Raw genomic sequence first — 19,553 nt, 5'->3', positions numbered from 1 at the left:
ACATCGAACAATCGCCGTACCTTAACGGTATGACGTTCGTCGAACAATCCTACCGCAGGACGCTTCCCGCTCTCCTGGTCCTCGCCCTCTCCCTCTTCGTGGTCGGCACCAACGCGTTCGTCATCGCCGGGCTGCTCCCGCAGGTCGCGAGCGGCCTCGGCGCCACGGCGACGCAGGTCAGCTGGTCGATCACGAGCTACTCGCTCGTGGTCGCGGTGGCGGCGCCGGCGGTGTCCATCCTCCTCCCACGCGTGCCCCGCGCCACGCTGATGGCCGCGGGTCTCGCGGTCTTCGCCCTCGGCACGGCGGCGTCCGCGCTCGCCCCCGACCTCGGCTGGTTCATCGCCGGCCGCACCTTCTCCGGACTGGGCGGAGCCGCCCTCGTGCCGACCGCGACGGCGGCGGCCGCCAGCCTCGCCCGGCCCGAGAAGCGCGGGCAGGCGCTCGCGATCGTGGGCGCCGGGTTCACGCTCGCCACGGCGGTCGGCTCTCCGCTCGGCACCGCGCTCGGTGGGATGGCCGGCTGGCGGTTCGCGCTGTGGTGCATCGTCGGCATCGCGGCGGTGCTGGTGGTCGCGATCCCGCTCGTGGTCCGCGGCGTCCCGGTCCCGCCGGCGGTTACCCTGCGCCGGCGCCTGGCTCCTCTCGGCGACCTGCGCATCGTCGCGCCGCTCGGCACCACCCTCCTGATGGTGGCCGGCTTCAACATCGTCTATATCTTCTCGGCGGCCGTGACCCACGCGTCCACCGGCGGCTCGGGCGCGCTGCTCGCCGTGCTTCTCCTCGCCTACGGAGTGGCGGGCGTCGCCGGCAACACCGTCGCGGGCCCCCTGACCGACCGCTTCGGCAGCCGGCCCGTGGCGGTCCTGGCGCTGGCCGGGCAGGCGCTCACCTTGATCGTGCTGGCCTTCACCGAGGCGTCGTTCGTCGCATCCGTCGTGGTGTTCGCGCTCTGGGGCGTCGCCGCGTTCGCGATCGCCATCCCGGTGCAGCACCGCCTCGTGCACGTCGAGCCGGAGAGCTCTGCACTGGCTCTGTCCTGGTACTCGACCGCGATGTACGTCGGAATCGCCATCGCACCGCCCATCGGGACGCTGGCACTCGCGGCCGGAGGCCCGGTCGCGGTGCCGCTGGCCGGTGCAGGCGTCACGGTGGCGGCGCTCGGGATGTTCCTGGTCGGATACCTCGCGCGGGCGCCGCGCCCCGTGACGGCCTGAGCTAGGCGGTCAGCAGCCGCATCGCCTCGGCGAGTGCGGCGACGCGGGCCGTCGCGGTCGCGCGGCGGTCCTCCACGCTGCCCTCGTCGCTCGACGCGTCGATGTAGATCTTGAGCTTCGGCTCTGTGCCGCTCGGGCGGACCATCACGCGAGAGCCGTCCTCCAGCAGGATCCGCAGCACGTCGCTCGGCGGGAGGCTGCCGAAGCCGTCGCGAAGGTCGTCGATCTGCGTGACGCGGACCTCGCCCAGGTGGCTCGGCGGGGTCGCGCGCAGGGCCGCCATGATCTCGCCGATGCGGGAGAGGTCGGTCACTCGGAGGGAGATCTGGTCGCTGGCGAAGTAGCCGAAGCGCTCGGCGAACCGGTCGAGCTGCCGGGCGACGGTCACGCCGTCCGCGGCGAGGTCGTTGGCCAGGTCGAGGAACGCGACCGCGGCGGAGATACCGTCCTTGTCCCGGACCGTGTCCGGGTTCACCAGGTAGCCGAGCGCTTCCTCGTACCCGTAGATCAGGCCGGGTGCGCGAGAGACCCACTTGAAGCCGGTGAGGGTGTCGGCGAAGTCGAGCTTGTACGCGCGGGCGACCGCGGAGAGCGCGGGCGAGGAGACGATGGAGCAGGCCAGCGTCCCGACCGGTCCCCGCTCGTCCGCCTCGGCGGACGCCAGCTCGGCGGCGCGCCAGCCGAGCAGGGCACCGACCTCGTTGCCCGACAGGCGGCGGTAGCCGTCGCCGGTGGACGGATCCGGGATGGCGACGGCCAGGCGGTCGGCGTCCGGGTCGTTGGCGACGATCAGCTCGGCTCCGGCGGCCCGGGCGGTCTCGAAGGCGAGGTCCATCGCGCCCGGCTCCTCCGGATTCGGGAACGCGACCGTGGGGAACGCCGGGTCGGGGTCGATCTGCGCGGCGACCGGCACCGGCTCGGCGAACCCGGCACGGGCGAAGACCTCGCGGGCGGTGCGCCAGCCGACGCCGTGCATGGCCGTGTAGACGAAGGACACGGCGTCACGACGGGCGCCGGTGGAGGCGACGGCGACAGTCGCGTCGATGTAGGCCTGCTCGAGGTCGTCGGAGGCGACCTCGTAGCGGTCGGATCGCGGCAGGTCGGCGACGCTGCCCTTCGCCACCTCCAGGATGTGCGCGGCGATCTCGGCGTCGACGGGCGAGACGATCTGCGATCCGTGGTTCTCGCCGCCGAGGTACACCTTGTACCCGTTGTCGTTGGGCGGATTGTGGCTGGCGGTGACCATGACGCCCGCGCTCGCGTCCAGGGCGCGCACGGCGAACGCGAGCACCGGGGTCGGGAGCAGACGCGGGAGCAGCACGGCCCGGATGCCCGCGCCGGCCATGAGCTCGGCGGTGTCGCGGGCGAAGACGTCGGAGTTCTTGCGGCCGTCGTAGCCGATCACCACGGACGGCGTCGAGCCCTCGGCGTGCTCCAGCAGCCAGTGCGCGAACCCTGCGGCCGCCTGCGCGACGAGCACGCGGTTCATCCGGTTCGGGCCGGCCGCGATCGCGCCGCGCAGCCCGGCGGTGCCGAAGGCCAGGCGCTCATCGAAGCGCGAGTGCAGGTCGGCCACGGCCTCGGCGGAGCCCGCCTCGGCGGCGACGATCAGCGTCTGCAGTTCGTCCCGGGTCTCCGGGTCGGGGTCCTGGGCCAGCCAGGCGCGGGCCTCGGCGAGCAGCTGCGGTGTGTCCTTTGCGCTCACAGCGACTCCACGATCTGGGCGAGCAGTGCGCTGATCACCGGCTCGGCGGCGCGTCCGGCCTCGATGACCTCCTGGTGGCTGAGCGGGGTCTTCTGGATGCCGGCGGCCAGGTTGGTGATGAGCGACATCCCCAGGATCTCCATGCCGGCCTGGCGCGCGGCGATCGCCTCGAGGGCGGTCGACATCCCGACGATGTGGCCGCCGACGGCTTTCGCCATCTGCACCTCGGCCGGGGTCTCGTAGTGCGGGCCGCGGAACTGCGTGTAGACGCCCTCGTCGAGCGACGGGTCGATCGTGCGGGCGAGGTCGCGCAGGCGCCGGGAGTACAGGTCGGTGAGGTCGATGAAGGTGGCGCCCTCGAGCGGGGAGTCGGCGGTCAGGTTGATGTGGTCGCTGATCAGGACGGGCGTGCCCGGCTTCCAGTGCTCCTTGATGCCGCCGGCGCCGTTGGTGAGCACCATCGTGGTCGCTCCGGCGGCGGCCGCCGTGCGCACGCTGTGGACGACGCGACGGACGCCGTGGCCCTCGTAGTAGTGCGTGCGCGCACCGATCACCAGCGCGTGCTTGCCGTTCGCCAGCCGGACCGAGCGGAGCGTCCCCACGTGACCCTCGAGCGCCGGCTTGCTGAAGCCGACGATCTCGGTGGCGGGGACGGTCGCGACGGTGTCTCCGATGAGGTCGGCCGCCTTGCCCCAGCCGCTTCCGAGGGTGAGGGCGATGTCGTGGCGCTCGACCCCGGTCTTCTCCGCGAGCTGAGCGGCAGCCTCCCGAGCCACCTCGAACGGGTCGGCGGCAGGGTCGTCGAGCGGGTTGGTGATGGATTCCAGCATGAGCCAACTCTACTGACGGGCCGCTGTCCACAGGGCGGGCGACGGGGTGCGCATCGGTGCAGCCCATACGGAAGAATGGGGGGCATGGCCTATGAATTCGAGCGGAAGCAGCGCATCGCCGTCCTCGGCGGCGGCCCGGGCGGCTACGAGGCGGCCCTCGCGGGCGCCCAGCTCGGAGCGGATGTGACGATCGTCGAGCGCTCCGGTGTCGGCGGTTCGGCCGTCATCACCGACGTCGTGCCCTCGAAGAGCCTCATCGCGACCGCGGAGGCGACCAACTCGCTCGGCGAGGCGACCGATCTCGGCGTCCAGTTCTTCTCCCGCGGAGAGACCGGCAAGCCGGTCCGCCCCGAGATCGCGGTCAACCTCGCCGCCGTGAACAAGCGGCTGGTCGGGCTCGCACGGCAGCAGTCGGAGGACATGCGCGCAGAGCTGGTGCGCTCCGGCGTCCGGATCGTGACCGGCGAGGGCAGGCTCGACGGGTCGAGCGCCGTCATCGTCTCCACCTCGAAGGGCGACAGCGGCACGGACTTCGACCGGGTGGAGGCCGACACGATCGTCGTCGCCGTCGGCGCGAGCCCGCGCATGCTGCCATCCGCCATCCCGGACGGCGAGCGCATCCTCACCTGGACCCAGCTCTACGACCTGCAGTCGGTGCCGACGCACCTCATCGTCGTCGGCTCGGGCGTCACCGGCGCCGAGTTCGCCTCCGCCTACACGGCGCTCGGGTCGAAGGTGACGCTCATCTCCTCCCGCGACCAGGTGCTCCCGGGGGAGGACGCGGATGCGGCCGGCGTTATCGAGAACGTCTTCCGGCGCAACGGCATGCAGGTGCTCTCCAAGTCGCGCGCCGAGTCGGTGGTGCGCACGGAGGACGGCGTGGTCGCCACCCTCACCGACGGCCGCACGATCGAGGGCTCGCACTGCCTGATGGCGGTCGGCTCTGTGCCGAATACGGCCGGGATCGGGCTGGAGGAGGCCGGCGTCCAGCTGACCAAGAGCGGGCACATCCGCGTCAACCGTGTCGCGCGCACGTCCATCCCGAACATCTACGCCGCCGGCGACTGCTCCGACTCGCTCCCGCTGGCGTCCGTCGCCTCGATGCAGGGCCGCACCGCCGTGTTCCACGCCATGGGCGACGCGGTCAGCCCGATCGAGCTGCGCAACGTGAGCTCCAACATCTTCACCCAGCCCGAGATCGCGACGGTCGGCTGGAGCCAGAAGCAGATCGAGGAGGGCATCGCCCAGGGCGACATCTACAAGCTGCCGCTCAAATCCAACCCGCGCGCCAAGATGCTCGGCATCCGCGACGGTTTCGTCAAGCTGTTCGCACGCACCGGCTCCGGCACGGTCATCGGCGGCGTGATCGTCGCCCCGCGGGCCTCCGAGCTCATCTTCCCGCTCGCGCTCGCCGTCGAGCAGCGGCTCACGGTCGACCAGGTAGCCCGGGCGTTCACCGTCTACCCGTCGCTCTCGGGGTCGATCACCGACGCGGCCCGGGCCATGCACATCGTGCTCTGACGAGGGGATCCGGGGGATGGAGGTCGCACTCGTCATCGGGGTGCTGGCGGTGCTCACGATCGCGGCGGCGACCACCATCGGGCCGAAGTTCGGGGTGGCGTCGCCACTGATCCTCGTGGTGGTGGGCATCCTGGTCAGTCTGCTGCCCTTCGTTCCCGCGGTGACGATCGAGCCGGAGTGGATCATCGCCGGCGTGCTGCCGCCGCTGCTGTACTCGGCGTCGGTCTCGATGCCCGCCATGAACTTCCGGCGCGAGTTCGGGGCGATCGGCGGGCTCTCGGTGCTGCTGGTCGTGGTCAGCTCGGTCCTGCTCGGGTTGTTCTTCGCGTGGCTCATCCCGGGTCTCGGCATCGGCTGGGGCATCGCCCTCGGCGCCATCGTCAGCCCGACGGACGCCGTCGCGACGGGCATCGTCAAACGGGCGGGGATCTCGCCGCGCGTGGTCGCGATCCTGGAGGGGGAGAGCCTCCTCAACGACGCGACGGCCTTGGTGCTGCTGCGGGCGGCCATCGCTGCGGCGGCCGTCGCGACGTTCACGATCGGCGAGGTGACGCTGTCGTTCGTCTACTCGGTGCTGGTCGCCGTCGTGTTCGGCGGTGTGGTCGGCTGGCTCAACCTGCGTGTCCGCTCGCGGGTCAAGGATGCGACCGTCAACACCGTGATCTCGTTCACCGTGCCGTTCCTCGCCTCCATCCCCGCGGAGGCGCTCGGGGCCTCCGGCCTCGTCGCCGCTGTCGTCGCGGGCCTCGTGACCGGCAGCAGGGCGCCGCGGCTGCTGTCGCCGGAGCACCGGCTGTCGGACGCGCAGAACTGGCGGACCGTCGAGCTGATCCTCGAGGGCCTCATCTTCCTGACCATGGGGCTCGAGCTGTTCGGGATCCTGCAGAAGGTGCAGGAGGATCACTCGGGCGTTCTCCCCGCCGTCGGCATCGCGGCGGGCGCACTGGTGCTGACCATCCTCGTGCGGGCGGCGTTCGTGGCGCCGCTGCTCGCGCTGCTCGCGCGGAGGCATCGGCGCGGGCAGCGGATCCGACCCCGGCTGGAGCAGTTGCAGGTGCACCTCTCCGACCCCGAGGCGGTGCAGCGGGGGATCGCGCAGCGGATCGCACCGCCGGAGGGGCGTGCGCTCACCGCGGGTGTCGAGCTCGCGGCCGAGGGAGGTGCGGCGCTGGACGGCGCCGACGACCGCAACGAGGTCGCGGACGGGGTGGTCAGCGGCCTCTTCCCCGACCCGCGCTCCGACCGTGCCCGGCCGGTCTCTCCGAAGGAGGCGGAGCGGCGACGCAGGCGGCTTGCCCGCCGCGGCGTTCCGACGGTGGAGAACCTCACCCGCTTCGGCACACGCCTGCGGCGGCTCATGGCAGACATCGACTACTTCACGGACGCGCCGCTCGGCTGGCGCGAAGGCACGATCGTCGTGTGGGCCGGGATGCGCGGCGCGGTCACCGTCGCCGCTGCGCAGTCGCTGCCGCAGAACGAGACGCCGGGCCGCTCGGTGCTGGTGCTGATCGCGTTCCTGGTCGCCGCGGGCTCGCTGCTGCTGCAGGGCGGGACGCTCGGCCTGGTGCTGCGACTGGTGAAGCCGGCCTCCGCCGACCCGCAGGCGGAGCGCGACGAGCGTCGCCGGCTGCTCCAGCTGCTCTCCGAGGCGGGCGAGACCGTCCCGCTGCCGTCGACGACGGAGCGGACTCCGGAGGCGTTCGCCGCGCACAAGGCCGCACGACTCGCCCGTATCCGGGCTCAGCGCGACGCGCTCCTCGACGCCCGCGACGACGGCACCTTCAGCGCCGACGTGCTCGCCGGGGCCCTGAGCAACCTCGACGCCGACGAGATCAGCATCGACCTCAAGGGCGAATGACCGGCTCCACGATTCGTGCCGAATGAGCGCTATTCGTCACGAATAGCGCTCATTCGGCACGAATGGCGCGCGGCGGTGTGAGCCGTCAGACGATGTTGAGCAGCAGGTGGCCCGACGAGACCGTCTCGCCGACCGCGGCGTTGATGCCGGAGATCGTGCCGTCCTTGTGGGCGGTGAGCGGCTGCTCCATCTTCATGGCTTCGAGCACGAGCACCAGGTCTCCCTTGACGACCGGGTCGCCGTCGGCGACGGCGACCTTCACGACGGTCGCCTGCATGGGCGCGGTGACCGAGTCGCCGGTGGCCGTGTCGACCGCGCTCGACGCGCCGCGACGGCGTGGCGCGGGAGCAGCGGCGGGCTCGCCGGCGCCACCGCTCAGCAGCTTGGCGGGCAGCGACACCTCGATCCGCTTTCCGCCGACCTCGACCACCACGTTGCTGCGGCGCTCCGCGGCCGGCTGGTTGCCCAGCTCGCCCGACCACGGCTCGATCTCGTTGACCCACTCGGTCTCGATCCAGCGGGTGTAGACGGAGAACGGCTCGCCGTCCTGCGGGGCGAACGCGGGGTCGCGGACGATGGCGCGGTGGAACGGGAGCACGGTCGGAAGCCCGGCGACCTCGAACTCGTCGAGCGCGCGGCGGGAGCGCTCGAGCGCCTCCTCGCGGCTGGCGCCGGTGACGATCAGCTTGGCGAGCATGGAGTCGAAGGACCCGCTGATCACGTCGCCGGCCTGGATGCCGCTGTCGATGCGGACACCGGGCCCGCCCGGCGCCTTGAAGACGTGCACGGGACCGGGGGAGGGGATGAAGTTGCGGCCGGCGTCCTCGCCGTTGATGCGGAACTCGAACGAGTGGCCGAGCGGAGCCGGGTCGTCGTAGTCGAGCTCGCCGCCCTCGGCGAGGCGGAACTGCTCGCGCACCAGGTCGATGCCGGTGACCTCCTCGGAGACGCAATGCTCGACCTGGAGGCGGGTGTTCACCTCGAGGAAGGAGACGGTGCCGTCCTTGCCGATGAGGAACTCGCAGGTGCCCGCCCCCTGGTAGCCGACCTCTTTGAGGATCGCCTTCGACGATGTGTACAGCTTCTCGGTCTGCTCCGGCGTCAGGAACGGCGCCGGCGCCTCCTCGACGAGCTTCTGGTGGCGGCGCTGCAGCGAGCAGTCGCGGGTGGAGACGACGACCACGTTGCCGTACGCGTCGGCGAGGCACTGGGTCTCGACGTGGCGCGGCTGGTCGAGGTACTTCTCGACGAAGCACTCGCCGCGGCCGAACGCCGCGATCGCCTCACGGGTGGCCGACTCGAAGAGCTCGGCGACCTCCTCGCGGGCGCGGGCGACCTTGAGGCCGCGTCCGCCGCCGCCGAACGCCGCCTTGATGGCGACCGGCAGGCCGTACACGTCGACGAAGTCGAGCACCTCGGCTGCGTCGGCGACCGGGTTCAGCGTGCCCGGTGCCAGCGGTGCGCCGACCTTCTCGGCGACGTGCCGGGCCGAGACCTTGTCGCCCAGGCGCTCGATGGCCTCGGGAGACGGCCCGATCCAGGTCAGCCCCGCACCGATGACGGCGCGCGCGAAGTCCGCGTTCTCGGCCAGGAAGCCGTAGCCCGGGTGCACGGCGTCCGCGCCGGAGCGGCGCGCCACCGAGAGCAGCTTGTCGATGACGAGGTACGTCTCGGCGCTCGTGGTCCCGTCCAGCGCATAGGCCTCGTCCGCGAGCCGGACATGGAGGGCGTCGCGATCCTGGTCCGCGTACACGGCGACGGACGCGATGCCGCTGTCCTTCGCCGCACGGATGACGCGGACGGCGATCTCGCCGCGGTTGGCGATCAAAACCTTGGTGATACGTGGCACAGTTCCCTAGCCTATTGCTCGATATCAGAGTGGATTTGGGCGAACCCGACAAAAATGGTGCCCGCGAAACTCATGCAGCCTACAACGCCGGGACATCGTCCGCGGGTCAGCGGCCGCGATTCCAGAGCGAGGTCCACTCCACGCCGAGCTCGCGCACCATCTCGCGCAGCGTCGAGAGCGAGAGTCCGACCACGGTGCTCGGGTCGCCGTCCACCGCGGTGATGAACGGGCCGCCGAGGCTGTCGATCGTGAACGCCCCGGCCACCTCCAGCGGCTCTCCGCTCGCGACGTACGCGTCGATCTCGGCGTCGGTCACGTCGGCGAAGGTCACCGACGCGACCGCGGTACGGCCGGCGGCGGCGTTCTCGCGCCCCTCCCGGTGGTCGATCAGCCAATGGCCGGAGTGCAGCACGCCCGTGCGGCCGCGCTGCTGCAGCCAGCGGTCCCGTGCGACCTCGGGGAGGTGCGGCTTGCCGTGGATGGCGCCGTCGATCGCGAAGGCGGAGTCGCCGCCCAGGATGAGCCCGTCGATGGGCTCCCCGTCCAGGGTGCCGCGCACGGCCTCCGCTTTGAGACGGGCGAGCAGCTGCACCATCCTGCCGGCGTCGAGCGGCCCGTGCTCGGCCTCCGCCGCCGCGACCGCGGCCGGCTCGTCGACGTGCGACGGCACGACGATCGGCTCGATGCCCGCCGCCCGCAGCAGGGCGAGCCGGGCGGGCGAGGTGGAGGCGAGGTAGAGGCGCATGGTCACCTGTGGGATGCTCGAAGGATGCCCCAGAAGGACGAGGTCGAGCTCGACATTACCAACGTCGCCCACGGAGGCGTGTTCGTCGCCCGCCACGAGGGACGGGTCGTCTTCGTGCCGGACACGATGCCGGGGGAGCGGGTGCGCGCCCGCATCGCGGACACCAGCCACGACCGGTTCTGGCGCGGCGAGGTGGTGGAGGTCGTGGAGGCGTCGGCTGAGCGGCAGCCGCACGTGTGGTCGGCGGCCTCCGTCGACCGCGCGCCGGGGCAGCGCGCGGGCGGCGCAGAGTTCGGCCACATCCGGCTGGAGCACCAGCGCGAGCTGAAGCGCCGGGTGATCGAGGACGCCCTGCAGCGCACTGCGAAGCTCGCGCCCGAGGCCATCGCCGCGGCGGGCCTCGGCGGCGGCCGGGTGGAGGTCGAGCCCGTCGACGACGAGACCCCGGACGGCACCGGGTGGCGCACGCGGGTGCGCCTGCAGGTCGACGCGGAAGGCCGGATCGGCCCGTTCGCCCCGCGGTCGCACACGGTCATCCCGGTCGAGGACCACCCGCTGGCGACCCCTCTCGTGCAGGAGGCCACGCCGTTCGGCCGGCTCTTCCCCGGTGCCGAGTCGGTGGATGTGGTGGCCACGGGCCTCGGCGCGTCGCACGTGCTCGTCAACGAACCGCCGGTCCGCTCGGGAAGACGCACCGTGCGTCCGCGCCGCGCGCCCGTTCCCATCCGGGAGCGCGTCGGCGACCGCGAGTTCCGCCTCGACGCCCGCGGATTCTGGCAGGTGCACCGCGGAGCGGCGCAGACCCTGACGACCGCGGTCGCGTCCGCCGTCGACGAGGCGCTGTTCGACCCGCGCGCCGCCAACCTCGACCTCTACGGCGGCGTCGGGCTCCTGGCCGCGGCGCTGGGCGACCGCTTCGGCTCCACGCTGCGCATCACGTCGGTCGAGAGCAGCGAGGCCGCCACCGACGACGCCGCGGAGAACCTCGCCGACTGGGTGGGCGCCGCCGCGGTCACGGACCGGGTGGAGCGCTTCGTCGCCCGGCTCGCATCCGACGCCTCTGCGACCGAGCGCGCCCGCCTGCGCGCGGCCACGGTCGTGCTCGACCCGCCGCGCTCCGGCGCCGGACGCGAGGTGGTCGACGCGATCTCGTCGCTCGACCCCGCGCAGGTCGTCTACGTCGCCTGCGACCCCGTGGCTCTCGCCCGCGACCTCGCGTTCTTCGCCGGTCACGGCTACGCTCTGCGCGGGATGCGCGCGTTCGACCTCTTCCCGAACACGCACCACGTCGAAGCGGTCGCCACGCTGACGCGCTGAGCGGTCCGCCCTCCTGAGAGCGTTCACCCCCTACGATGGTCAGCATGGTGCGGGTGGCAATCGTCGACGATCACGAGTCCGTGCGTCTGGGGCTGAAGGCGGCCTGTCAGGACGCGGGGTACGAGGTGGTCGTCACCGCACCCACCGTCGACGACTTCGTCGCCCAGCTGGGCTCGCAGGAGTGCGACGTCGTCGTGCTCGACCTCTCCCTCGGCGACGGCTCCAAGGTGACCGACAACGTCAAGCGCGCCCAGGCCACGGGCGCGGCCGTGCTGGTGCACAGCATCGCCGACCGCGTCGCCAGCGTGCGCGAGGCGCTCGCCGCGGGCGCCGCCGGTGTCATCCCGAAGTCCTCGCCGACCACGACGGTCATCAGCGCGATCGCGACCGTCGCCCGGGGCGACGTGCTCAACAACCTGGAGTGGGCGACCGCGATCGATGCAGACAGCGACTTCGCGAAGGCGCAGCTCGGCCGCCGGGAGCGCGATGTGCTCCACCTCTACGCCTCCGGCCTCCCGCTGAAGGCGGTCGCCGCCCAGCTGGGCATCGCGAACTCGACCGCACGCGAGTACCTCGACCGCATCCGCGTCAAGTACGTGGAGGTCGGCCGTCCCGCCCCGACCAAGGTGGACCTCCTCCGGCGGGCGGTGGAGGACGGCATCCTCCCCGGGCTCGATCCCGAGACGGGCAATGAGCGCTCCTAGCGGGGTCCGCCCGGGGCTCCCGCTGGAGTCGGCGAAGCCCCGCAACCCCCTCAGCCGGGCGCGCATCGAGCGCATCGCCGATCGCACGGTCTCGGCCTTCGGCCTCGTCTTCGGCCTGCAGACCCTCCCGACGGCGCTCGGCCAGCTGAAGGACCTGCGCGAGCCGTGGGGTCTCGTGTGGCTGGTCATCGTGTTCGGCGGCCTCGCCTTCACCGTCCTGCTCGCGATCGTGCAGCGGGGCGTGAAGATCGCCATGGGCGTCCTCGCCGTCGTCTACCTCGCCGCGATCGTCACCTGGCCGCTGCTGGTGGCCCACCCGAGCGCGTTCGGCTCCGACAAGCCGTGGGTCTGGTTCCTCTGCTCGGTGTTCACGGCGTTCGCCGCCGTGGCCTACCCGCTCTGGCTCGCGATCGCGTACACCTTCATCGCGCCGATCGCCTACGGCGTCGTCCGTGCTCTTCCGGCCGGCGGCGGGGTCGGCTTCGAGCTGGCCGCCCTCGACACGATCTACGCCATCATCCTCGGCGGCGTCATCCTCGCCATCATCGCGATGATGCGCCAGGCATCGAGCGCGGTGGACGCGGCCCAGAGCCAGGCGCTCGCGCGTTACGCGACGGCGGTCCGGCAGCACGCCACCGAGGTCGAGCGCGTGCAGGTCGATGCGATCGTGCACGACAGCGTGCTCACGACGCTCCTGTCGGCCGCGTCGGCGCGGTCGCCCGAGCAGAAGGAGCTGGCCGCCGCGATGGCCGCCGACGCCATCGGGCACCTCCACGCGGCCGAGGCGGCGCCGCCGGAGGACCAGTCGCTCGTCGGGCTCGACAGTCTCTCCGACCGGCTCGTCACGGCGGCGAACGCGTTCTCCTCGCCGTTCGAGGTGGAGGTGCGCGACGTCGAGGTGCACACCCTGCCCGTGAACGTCGCCGACGCCCTCTACTCGGCCGCCGTGCAGGCGATGGTGAACAGCATCCAGCATGCGGGCGGGCCGGAGGTCGCGCGCAGCGTCTCGATCCGCGGCGGGAGCCCGGCGGCGACCGTGGAGGTCGTCGTGCGGGACGACGGCCGCGGCTTCAGCGAGTCGGAGGTGCCGGCGGAGCGGCTGGGGCTGCGGATCAGCATCCGGGACCGGATCGCGAAGGTCGGCGGGACCGCCGAGATCGCCTCCGTGCCGGGCGAGGGGACGACGGTGACCATCCTGTGGCCCGCGGCCCAGCCGCAGCCGGGCGCCGCAGCCCTCCACGAGCCGGTCTCCTCCGGCCAGCGGGAGGTCGGCGGGTGATCACGCTCAATCGCGTCCTCTTCCTGAGCCTCGGCGCGCTGTTCTCGACCTATCACCTGTTCCTCGCCCTGTCGTCGCTCTCGACGCCGCGATCGCCGGGGCCGGCTGTGGTCGCGATGGTCCTCTACGCCGTGGCGACCATCCTGAGCCTGTGGCCGACCAGTCCGACGAAGATGCCGCTCTGGCTCGCGGCGTTCGACCTGGCCGTGTGCGTCGTCATCCCGATCCTCGTCACCAGCCAGCTCGACCCGGCGAAGGACAACGGCTACGCCACCTGGTACGTCGCCGCCGTCGGCACGCTGATGACCATCTGCGCGGTGCGGCGGCAGCAGCTCGTGGCGTGGGCCGGCGTCGGGTTCCTCGCCGTCCAGACGGTCGTCTGGGCCGGACTCGGCGCGCTCGCCGGTCTGGGAGTGATCGGCTCCGTGGTCTGGGTCGGCGTGGCGGTCGTGATCTCCGGTTCGCTGGCGAAGGCGGGGCGGGATGCGCTGCAGTTCGCGCGGGCGGAGCGCGAGGCGACCGAATGGCAGGCCGCGCAGGAGGCTCACGTGATGGAGCGTCAGCTGCGGCTGCGGCAGACGTACCGGGTCGCGGCGCCGATGCTTGCGGAGATCGTCCGCCGCGGGGGAGACCTCACCGAGGCGGAGCGGCGCGAGTGCCGCTACCTGGAGGGCGCGATCCGCGACGAGATCCGCGGCAGGCGTCTACTCAACGACGACGTGCGCCGCGAGGTGATGGATGCGCGCCGGCGCGGGGTCGTCGTGAGCCTTCTCGACGAGGGCGGCATCGACGACCTGGACCAGCGCGGGCTCGAGACCGTGCTCAGGCGGCTGGCGGACGCCATCCGCGGCACGACGACGGACAAGCTGATCGTCCGCACCGTCCCCCGCTCCTCGAAGACGGCCGTCACGGTCGTCGGCCTGCGCATGTCGGATGACGGCGCGGCGAACGCCCTCGGAGCGGACACGGAGGACGACGAGGTCGACCTCTGGCTGGAGATCCCCCGCCCGGTCGCCTGAGGCCTGAGCGGGTTCGTCACGAATCGCGGGCGTTCGTCACGAGTCGCGGGCGTTCCTCACGAATCGCGGGCGTTCGTCACGAGTCGCAGCGATTCGTCACGAACGGCGCCAGGTATGCGGCCCCTTAACGAGGAGAAAGGGGCCGACACCCGAATTGTCGGCCCCTTTTCAAACCCCGAGTCAGGGCGACAACCCGAATATCGCCCTGACTCGCCCCCAAAGCACTCGCCCGCTTACCCTAGTCGGCGAGTGATTGGCGGTGTGACTCACGAGGAGAGACACCTAGCAATAACTATATTGACGGCACTCCCAGCAATTACATAGTCGTCATTTTGGAGGACAGCGGGGGACACAGCACGACCCCCGTTCGAGGCGCATCCGGACGTTTCCGCGCGTCCTGCACGCGGGGGACCCCGTGATCGGGGTACATCAGCCGGAGAATCCGCGCCAGGCGCCGGGGCCGGGACGCAGCTCGGAGCGCAGCGCGCGCTGCGTCCGAGCCCAGCCGTCGGGACCGTGCTCGGCCCGTGCCTCCGTGGCGGCCTCCGCCTGCTCGGCCGCGGCGGCGGCGAGCACGGCCGTCACCGCGGCGACCTCCTCCGGCGTCACGCCCGGCGTGAGGAACCGGAGCTCCGACGGGTCGAGTGCGCTCGCGCCCTCTGCGGAGTGCGCGCTCACAGCGGGATGTTCCCGTGCTTCTTCGGAGGGAGGGACGCGCGCTTGGTGCGCAGCGCCCGCAGCGCCTTGATCACAGAGACGCGCGTCGCGGCCGGCTCGATCACACCGTCCAGCTCGCCCCGCTCCGCCGCGAGGAACGGGCTCGCGACGTTGTACGTGTACTCGTTGGCGAGCTTGGTGCGGACGGCCGCGACATCCTCGCCTGCCTCCTCCGCGCGCTTGATCTCGCCGCGGTACAGGATGTTGACCGCGCCCTGTCCGCCCATCACCGCGATCTCCGCCGTCGGCCAGGCCAGGTTGATGTCGGCGCCCAGCTGCTTCGAGCCCATGACGATGTACGCGCCGCCGTACGCCTTGCGCGTGATGATCGTCACCAGTGGGACGGTGGCCTCCGCGTACGCGTACAGCAGCTTGGCGCCGCGCCGGATGACGCCCGTCCACTCCTGGTCGGTGCCCGGCAGGTAGCCCGGCACGTCGACGAGGGTGAGGATCGGGATGCTGAACGCGTCGCAGAAGCGGACGAACCGGGAGGCCTTCTCGCCCGCATCGATGTTCAGCGTCCCGGCCATGGAGCTGGGCTGGTTGGCGACGATGCCGACCGAGCGGCCCTCTACGCGCGCGAACCCGATGACGATGTTCGGCGCGAACAGCGGCTGCACCTCCAGGAACTCGCCGTCGTCGACGATCCCCTCGATGACCGTCTTCACGTCGTAGGGCTGGTTCGGGGAGTCCGGGATGACCGTGTTGAGGCGGCGGTCGGCGTCCGTGATCTCGAGCTCCGGCTCCGCCTGGAAGGTGGGGAGCTCCGCCAGGTTGTTCTGCGGCAGGTAGCTGAGCAGGGTGCGCGCGTAGTCGAGCGCGTCCTCCTCGTCGCTCGCCAGGTAGTGGGAGACGCCGGACACCTTGTTGTGGGTGAGCGCGCCGCCGAGCTCCTCGAAGCCGACGTCCTCGCCGGTGACGGTCTTGATCACGTCGGGACCGGTGACGAACATGTGGCTCGACTTGTCGACCATGATCACGAAGTCGGTGAGGGCGGGGGAGTACACCGCGCCGCCGGCTGCCGGGCCCATGACGATGGAGATCTGCGGGATGACACCGGATGCGGCGGTGTTGCGGCGGAAGATCTCGCCGTACTTGCCCAGCGCGACGACGCCCTCCTGGATGCGCGCGCCGCCGGAGTCGAGGATGCCGATCATCGGCACCCCGGTCTTGAGCGCGTGGTCCATCACCTTGATGATCTTCTCGCCCGCGACCTCGCCGAGCGAGCCGCCGAAGATCGTGAAGTCCTGGCTGAACACGGCGACGTTGCGGCCGTGGATGGTGCCGACCCCGGTGACGACGGCGTCGCCGTACGGGCGCTTGGCCTCCATGCCGAAGGCGTGGGTCCGGTGGCGCACGAACTCGTCGAACTCGACGAAGGAGCCCTGGTCGAGGAGGAGGTCGATGCGCTCGCGCGCGGTCAGCTTGCCCTTGGCGTGCTGCTTCTCGATGGCCGCCTGCCCGCTCGCGGTCACGGCCTCGTGGAACCGTTCCTTCAGGTCGGCGAGCTTGCCGGCGGTGGTGGTCAGGTCGGGGAGCTGTTCGGTCTGACGGGGTTCGGTGTCGGTCACGCCGTTCACTCTACCGGCCAGTCGAATGGGCATGCCTTTGAGGAATTCCTACAAATCCACGTGCCTGCACTGGCGGAGAGGCCCAGTGCGGGAGACTGTGCGTGTGGAGTTCCGACGCAGCCGTGCCATCGTCCCCGTGCTCGAGGTCCTGCCCGAGGCGGGCTCGACCAACGACGTCCTGAGCGCCCGCGCGGGAGACCTTCCCGACCTCGCCGTGCTCGTCACCGGCAATCAGACCGGGGGCCGCGGCCGGCTGGGGCGGGACTGGGTGACCCCGCCGGGGACGGCGCTCGCCATCTCGGTCCTGCTGAAGCCCGTGGGGCTTCCTCCGGCGTCGTTCGGCTGGTTCCCGTTGCTGGCCGGGCTGGCGATGAGCCGCGCGCTCGGGCCGCTCGTCCCGGGCGGGGTCCAGGTGAAGTGGCCCAATGACGTCCTGATCGACGGGGACAAGGTCTGCGGCATCCTCGCCGAGCTGCTGCCCGGCATGTCGGGTCTCGTGATCGGCGCCGGGGTGAACCTCGTGCAGACGCGGGAGCAGCTGCCGACGGCGACCTCGACCTCCCTCGCGCTCGCGGGCGCCGACGCGGTCGACCCCGACGCGGTGCTCTCTGCCTACCTCATCCAGCTGTCGACGCTGTACCGCGACTTCCTAGCCGCGAGCGGCGACCCGAACCGCAGCGCGCTGCGCGACGAGGTGGTGGAGGCGTGCCACACCATCGGCCGTCGGGTGCGCGTCCAGCTGCCGTCGGGGGAGGACCTGCTCGGCACGGCGGTCGGCATCGACGACGACGGCCGGCTGATCGTGGAGTCGGATGCGGGCCGCACCGCGGTCGCAGCGGGCGACGTGACGCACCTGCGGTATTAATTGAGCATGACCAGCAGCATGGACGGGACCGCCGCGCAGCCCGCCCAGCCGCCCGAGCGCGTGATCGCCCGGCTGCGCTCGAACGCCCGCCGGCTGTTCTGGCCGAGCCTCGCCCTGGTCGCCGCCGCCGGTGCCGTCGGCTATTTCGCGGGCCAGGTCGAGCAGGTCTGGGAGGTCGTGCTGCTGTGGTCGGCGGCCGCCGCCGTGGTGCTGCTGCTGTTCCTGCTCCCGCTGGCCGCGTGGCTCAGCCGCCGGTACACGATCACGACGCGCAGGCTGATCATCCGGCACGGCTTCTTCGTCCGGGTGCGGCAGGAGCTGCTGCACAGCCGCGGCTACGACGTCCAGGTCCGCCGCACCTGGCTGCAGAGCGCGTTCCGCTCCGGAGACGTGCTCATCAACTCGGGGCTCGAGCACCCGGTGGTGCTGAAGGACGTCCCCAAGGCCGACCAGGTGCAGCGCGCCTTGAGCGAGCTGATGGACCACTCGCAGACCGTCGTGGCGATCCGCCGCCAGCAGTCGGAGTCAGTCTCCGACGAGACGACCGTCTGGGGTGCGCGCTAGCGTCGACCCGGTCACGACGGGCACCTCGGCGCGGGCCGGGCGCGGCGCAGCGGCCGTCGCCGGAGTCTTTCGGGCCGCCCGGTCCGGCGAGAACACCCACCAGCGGTACAGCGCGAACCGGGCCAGCATGCCGATGGCGAGCCCCACGATGTTGGCCGAGATGTTGTCGGCGACGGGGTTCTGCATCCCGAGGAGGTAGTGCGACACCCACACGCAGACCAGCGGGATGCCCGTCCCGGTCGCGAGGCTGACCACGAAGAACTCGACGCCTTCGCGTGCGGCGCTGTGCTGGCGCTGACCCGAGAACGCCCAGTACCGGTTGCCGATCCAGTTCGTGAGGATGGCGATGACCGTCGCGATGACGGTCGAGTAGATCGTCGCGTGCGGGACGCCCCGCAGGACGATCAGGAGCATCACGTTGAAGACGACCAGGTTCACGACGAAGCCGACCGCCCCGACCGCGCCGAACTTGATCAGCTGCGGGAGGAGCCGCGCCTTGCGCGCCGGCGTCGGTGCTTCTCTCGTCATGCCCCCGCCTGAAGATAAGGAAAGATGGTCAGTGCGTTCGTCACAGTACGCGGAGCAGGTTTCGCGTACCTGTGAATCACCCCCTGCCAGCATGAAAAGTATCAGAGGAGCGAGTGGTCCATGGCTAGTCACAAGATCGGCGTCATCGGCGGAGGTCAGCTGGCCAGGATGATGATCTCTCCGGCGATCGAGCTCGGCGTCGAGATCCGCGTGCTCGAGGAGGCCGAGGGGATGAGCGCCGACATCGCGGCGACGGGAGTGGGCGACTATCGCGACCTGGACACCGTGCTGGCATTCGCCGAGACGGTCGATGTGATCACGTTCGACCACGAGCACGTGCCGCAGGCGATCCTGCGCGAGCTGGTCTCGCGCGGCGTCCCGGTGCACCCGGGGCCGGACGCGCTCCTCTACGCGCAGGACAAGCTGCAGATGCGCGCCAAGCTGACCGAGCTGGGTCTCCCGGTGCCCGACTGGGCGCGGGTGGAGTCGGCCGACGAGCTGGGCGCCTTCCTCGCGGACCATGGCGGCCGGGCCGTGGTGAAGACCGCCCGGGGCGGCTACGACGGCAAGGGCGTTCGCGTGGTCTCCGATGCGAGCGGCGCGGACGACTGGTTCCTGGCGCTCGCCGAGGACGGCCGTGGCGGCGCCCTCCTGGTCGAGGAACTGGTGCCGTTCCGGCGCGAGCTGGCGCAGCTGGTCGCCCGCCGTCCGTCCGGCGAGATCGCGTCCTGGCCGGTGGTGGAGACGGTGCAGCGGGACGGCGTCTGCGCCGAGGTGCTCGCGCCGGCGCCCGGATCGGCCGGACGCGTGGCGGAGGCGGCCGCCGACATCGCGCACCGCGTCGCCGAGGGGCTCGGCGTCACCGGCGTGCTCGCGGTCGAGCTGTTCGAGACCACCGACGGACGCGTGCTCGTCAACGAGCTCGCCATGCGCCCGCACAACAGCGGCCACTGGTCGATCGAGGGCGCGGTGACGAGCCAGTTCGAGCAGCACCTGCGCGCTGTGCTCGACCTGCCGCTCGGCTCGACCGAGCCGCGGGCCGACTGGTCGGTCATGGTGAACATCCTCGGCGGCCCGAGCGAGGGCACGCTGCAGGACCGCTACCCGGCCGCGCTCGCCGCGCATCCCGAGGCGAAGTTCCACGGCTACGGCAAGGCGCCGCGCCCCGGCCGCAAGGTCGGACACGTCACGGTCGTCGGCGGCGAGGACCTCGACGATGTCGTGTACCGCGCCCGCGCGGCCGCGGCATACTTCGAGGGCTGAG

The 19,553-nt window shown here is 71.6% G+C and carries 17 protein-coding genes; 10 read left to right on the top strand and 7 right to left on the bottom strand.

Annotated elements, in window-relative coordinates:
- The first annotated feature begins 29 nt into the window (after window positions 1-29).
- Entirely contained in the window at window positions 30-1,217 is a 1,188-nt protein-coding gene (locus HNO83_RS00400; protein WP_175335533.1) for an MFS transporter, read from the top strand.
- A 1-nt stretch (window position 1,218) separates the two neighbouring features.
- On the opposite strand, the gene HNO83_RS00395 is transcribed toward HNO83_RS00400, so the two are convergent.
- Together HNO83_RS00395 and HNO83_RS00390 are read right to left on the bottom strand one after the other, a co-directional pair.
- Complete coding sequence (locus tag HNO83_RS00395) at window positions 1,219-2,922, bottom strand: phospho-sugar mutase (protein ID WP_175335532.1); 1,704 nt, start codon at window positions 2,920-2,922, stop codon at window positions 1,219-1,221.
- Window positions 2,919-3,752 carry a purine-nucleoside phosphorylase gene (locus HNO83_RS00390; RefSeq protein ID WP_175335531.1) on the bottom strand — a complete coding sequence of 278 codons (834 nt, stop codon included), beginning with the start codon at window positions 3,750-3,752 and terminating at the stop codon, window positions 2,919-2,921. The genes HNO83_RS00395 and HNO83_RS00390 overlap by 4 nt, the downstream gene beginning before the upstream one ends.
- Window positions 3,753-3,836: 84 nt before the next feature.
- Between HNO83_RS00390 and HNO83_RS00385 the strand changes: the two genes are divergently transcribed.
- Both HNO83_RS00385 and HNO83_RS00380 read left to right on the top strand, forming a co-directional pair.
- The gene (locus HNO83_RS00385) at window positions 3,837-5,273 is read left to right on the top strand and encodes an NAD(P)H-quinone dehydrogenase (protein ID WP_175335530.1); all 1,437 of its coding nucleotides are present in this window, start codon (window positions 3,837-3,839) and stop codon (window positions 5,271-5,273) included.
- 16 nt (window positions 5,274-5,289) lie between these two features.
- Window positions 5,290-7,131 (top strand): cation:proton antiporter domain-containing protein, encoded by a 1,842-nt coding sequence (locus HNO83_RS00380; protein WP_175335529.1) that lies wholly within the window; start codon window positions 5,290-5,292, stop codon window positions 7,129-7,131.
- 85 nt (window positions 7,132-7,216) lie between these two features.
- On the opposite strand, the gene HNO83_RS00375 is transcribed toward HNO83_RS00380, so the two are convergent.
- Window positions 7,217-8,980 (bottom strand): acetyl/propionyl/methylcrotonyl-CoA carboxylase subunit alpha, encoded by a 1,764-nt coding sequence (locus HNO83_RS00375; protein ID WP_175335528.1) that lies wholly within the window; start codon window positions 8,978-8,980, stop codon window positions 7,217-7,219.
- A gap of 106 nt (window positions 8,981-9,086) precedes the next feature.
- Window positions 9,087-9,725, bottom strand: a complete 639-nt coding sequence (locus tag HNO83_RS00370) for a Maf family protein (protein ID WP_175335966.1) — start codon at window positions 9,723-9,725, stop codon at window positions 9,087-9,089.
- Window positions 9,726-9,749: 24 nt separating this feature from the next.
- Between HNO83_RS00370 and HNO83_RS00365 the strand changes: the two genes are divergently transcribed.
- From HNO83_RS00365 to HNO83_RS00350, 4 genes are read left to right on the top strand one after another with little or no spacing between them, the layout of a single operon-like run.
- The gene (locus tag HNO83_RS00365; protein WP_175335527.1) at window positions 9,750-11,042 is read left to right on the top strand and encodes a class I SAM-dependent RNA methyltransferase; all 1,293 of its coding nucleotides are present in this window, start codon (window positions 9,750-9,752) and stop codon (window positions 11,040-11,042) included.
- 44 nt (window positions 11,043-11,086) lie between these two features.
- On the top strand, window positions 11,087-11,746 hold the full coding sequence (locus HNO83_RS00360; RefSeq protein ID WP_175335526.1) for a response regulator transcription factor: 660 nt from the start codon (window positions 11,087-11,089) through the stop codon (window positions 11,744-11,746).
- The gene (locus HNO83_RS00355; protein WP_175335525.1) at window positions 11,733-13,025 is read left to right on the top strand and encodes a sensor histidine kinase; all 1,293 of its coding nucleotides are present in this window, start codon (window positions 11,733-11,735) and stop codon (window positions 13,023-13,025) included. The genes HNO83_RS00360 and HNO83_RS00355 overlap by 14 nt, the downstream gene beginning before the upstream one ends.
- The gene (locus HNO83_RS00350) at window positions 13,022-14,044 is read left to right on the top strand and encodes a DUF8320 family protein (protein WP_175335524.1); all 1,023 of its coding nucleotides are present in this window, start codon (window positions 13,022-13,024) and stop codon (window positions 14,042-14,044) included. Before HNO83_RS00355 ends, HNO83_RS00350 begins: the two co-directional genes overlap by 4 nt.
- A 429-nt stretch (window positions 14,045-14,473) precedes the next feature.
- Here HNO83_RS00350 and HNO83_RS20185 read toward each other — a convergent pair whose 3' ends face one another.
- Window positions 14,474-14,722 (bottom strand): acyl-CoA carboxylase epsilon subunit, encoded by a 249-nt coding sequence (locus HNO83_RS20185; protein WP_175335523.1) that lies wholly within the window; start codon window positions 14,720-14,722, stop codon window positions 14,474-14,476.
- Window positions 14,719-16,341 carry an acyl-CoA carboxylase subunit beta gene (locus HNO83_RS00340; protein WP_175335965.1) on the bottom strand — a complete coding sequence of 541 codons (1,623 nt, stop codon included), beginning with the start codon at window positions 16,339-16,341 and terminating at the stop codon, window positions 14,719-14,721. The genes HNO83_RS20185 and HNO83_RS00340 overlap by 4 nt, the downstream gene beginning before the upstream one ends.
- Window positions 16,342-16,435: 94 nt before the next feature.
- Between HNO83_RS00340 and HNO83_RS00335 the strand changes: the two genes are divergently transcribed.
- Window positions 16,436-17,197 (top strand): biotin--[acetyl-CoA-carboxylase] ligase, encoded by a 762-nt coding sequence (locus HNO83_RS00335; protein ID WP_175335522.1) that lies wholly within the window; start codon window positions 16,436-16,438, stop codon window positions 17,195-17,197.
- Window positions 17,198-17,203: 6 nt separating this feature from the next.
- Window positions 17,204-17,761 (top strand): PH domain-containing protein, encoded by a 558-nt coding sequence (locus tag HNO83_RS00330; RefSeq protein WP_249776393.1) that lies wholly within the window; start codon window positions 17,204-17,206, stop codon window positions 17,759-17,761.
- On the opposite strand, the gene HNO83_RS00325 is transcribed toward HNO83_RS00330, so the two are convergent.
- Window positions 17,723-18,289 (bottom strand): GtrA family protein, encoded by a 567-nt coding sequence (locus tag HNO83_RS00325; protein ID WP_175335521.1) that lies wholly within the window; start codon window positions 18,287-18,289, stop codon window positions 17,723-17,725. The genes HNO83_RS00330 and HNO83_RS00325 overlap by 39 nt on opposite strands.
- 120 nt (window positions 18,290-18,409) lie before the next feature.
- On the opposite strand from HNO83_RS00325, the gene HNO83_RS00320 reads away from it, so the two are divergent.
- Window positions 18,410-19,552 (top strand): 5-(carboxyamino)imidazole ribonucleotide synthase, encoded by a 1,143-nt coding sequence (locus HNO83_RS00320; protein ID WP_175335520.1) that lies wholly within the window; start codon window positions 18,410-18,412, stop codon window positions 19,550-19,552.
- The last annotated feature ends 1 nt before the right edge of the window (window position 19,553 follow it).

It is taken from the genome of Leifsonia sp. C5G2 (assembly GCF_013359685.1).
In the GTDB taxonomy this organism is placed as follows: Bacteria; Actinomycetota; Actinomycetes; order Actinomycetales; family Microbacteriaceae; genus Leifsonia.
Note: the sequence above shows the minus strand (reverse complement) of the source record. Positions and strands in the feature narration are given on the sequence as shown.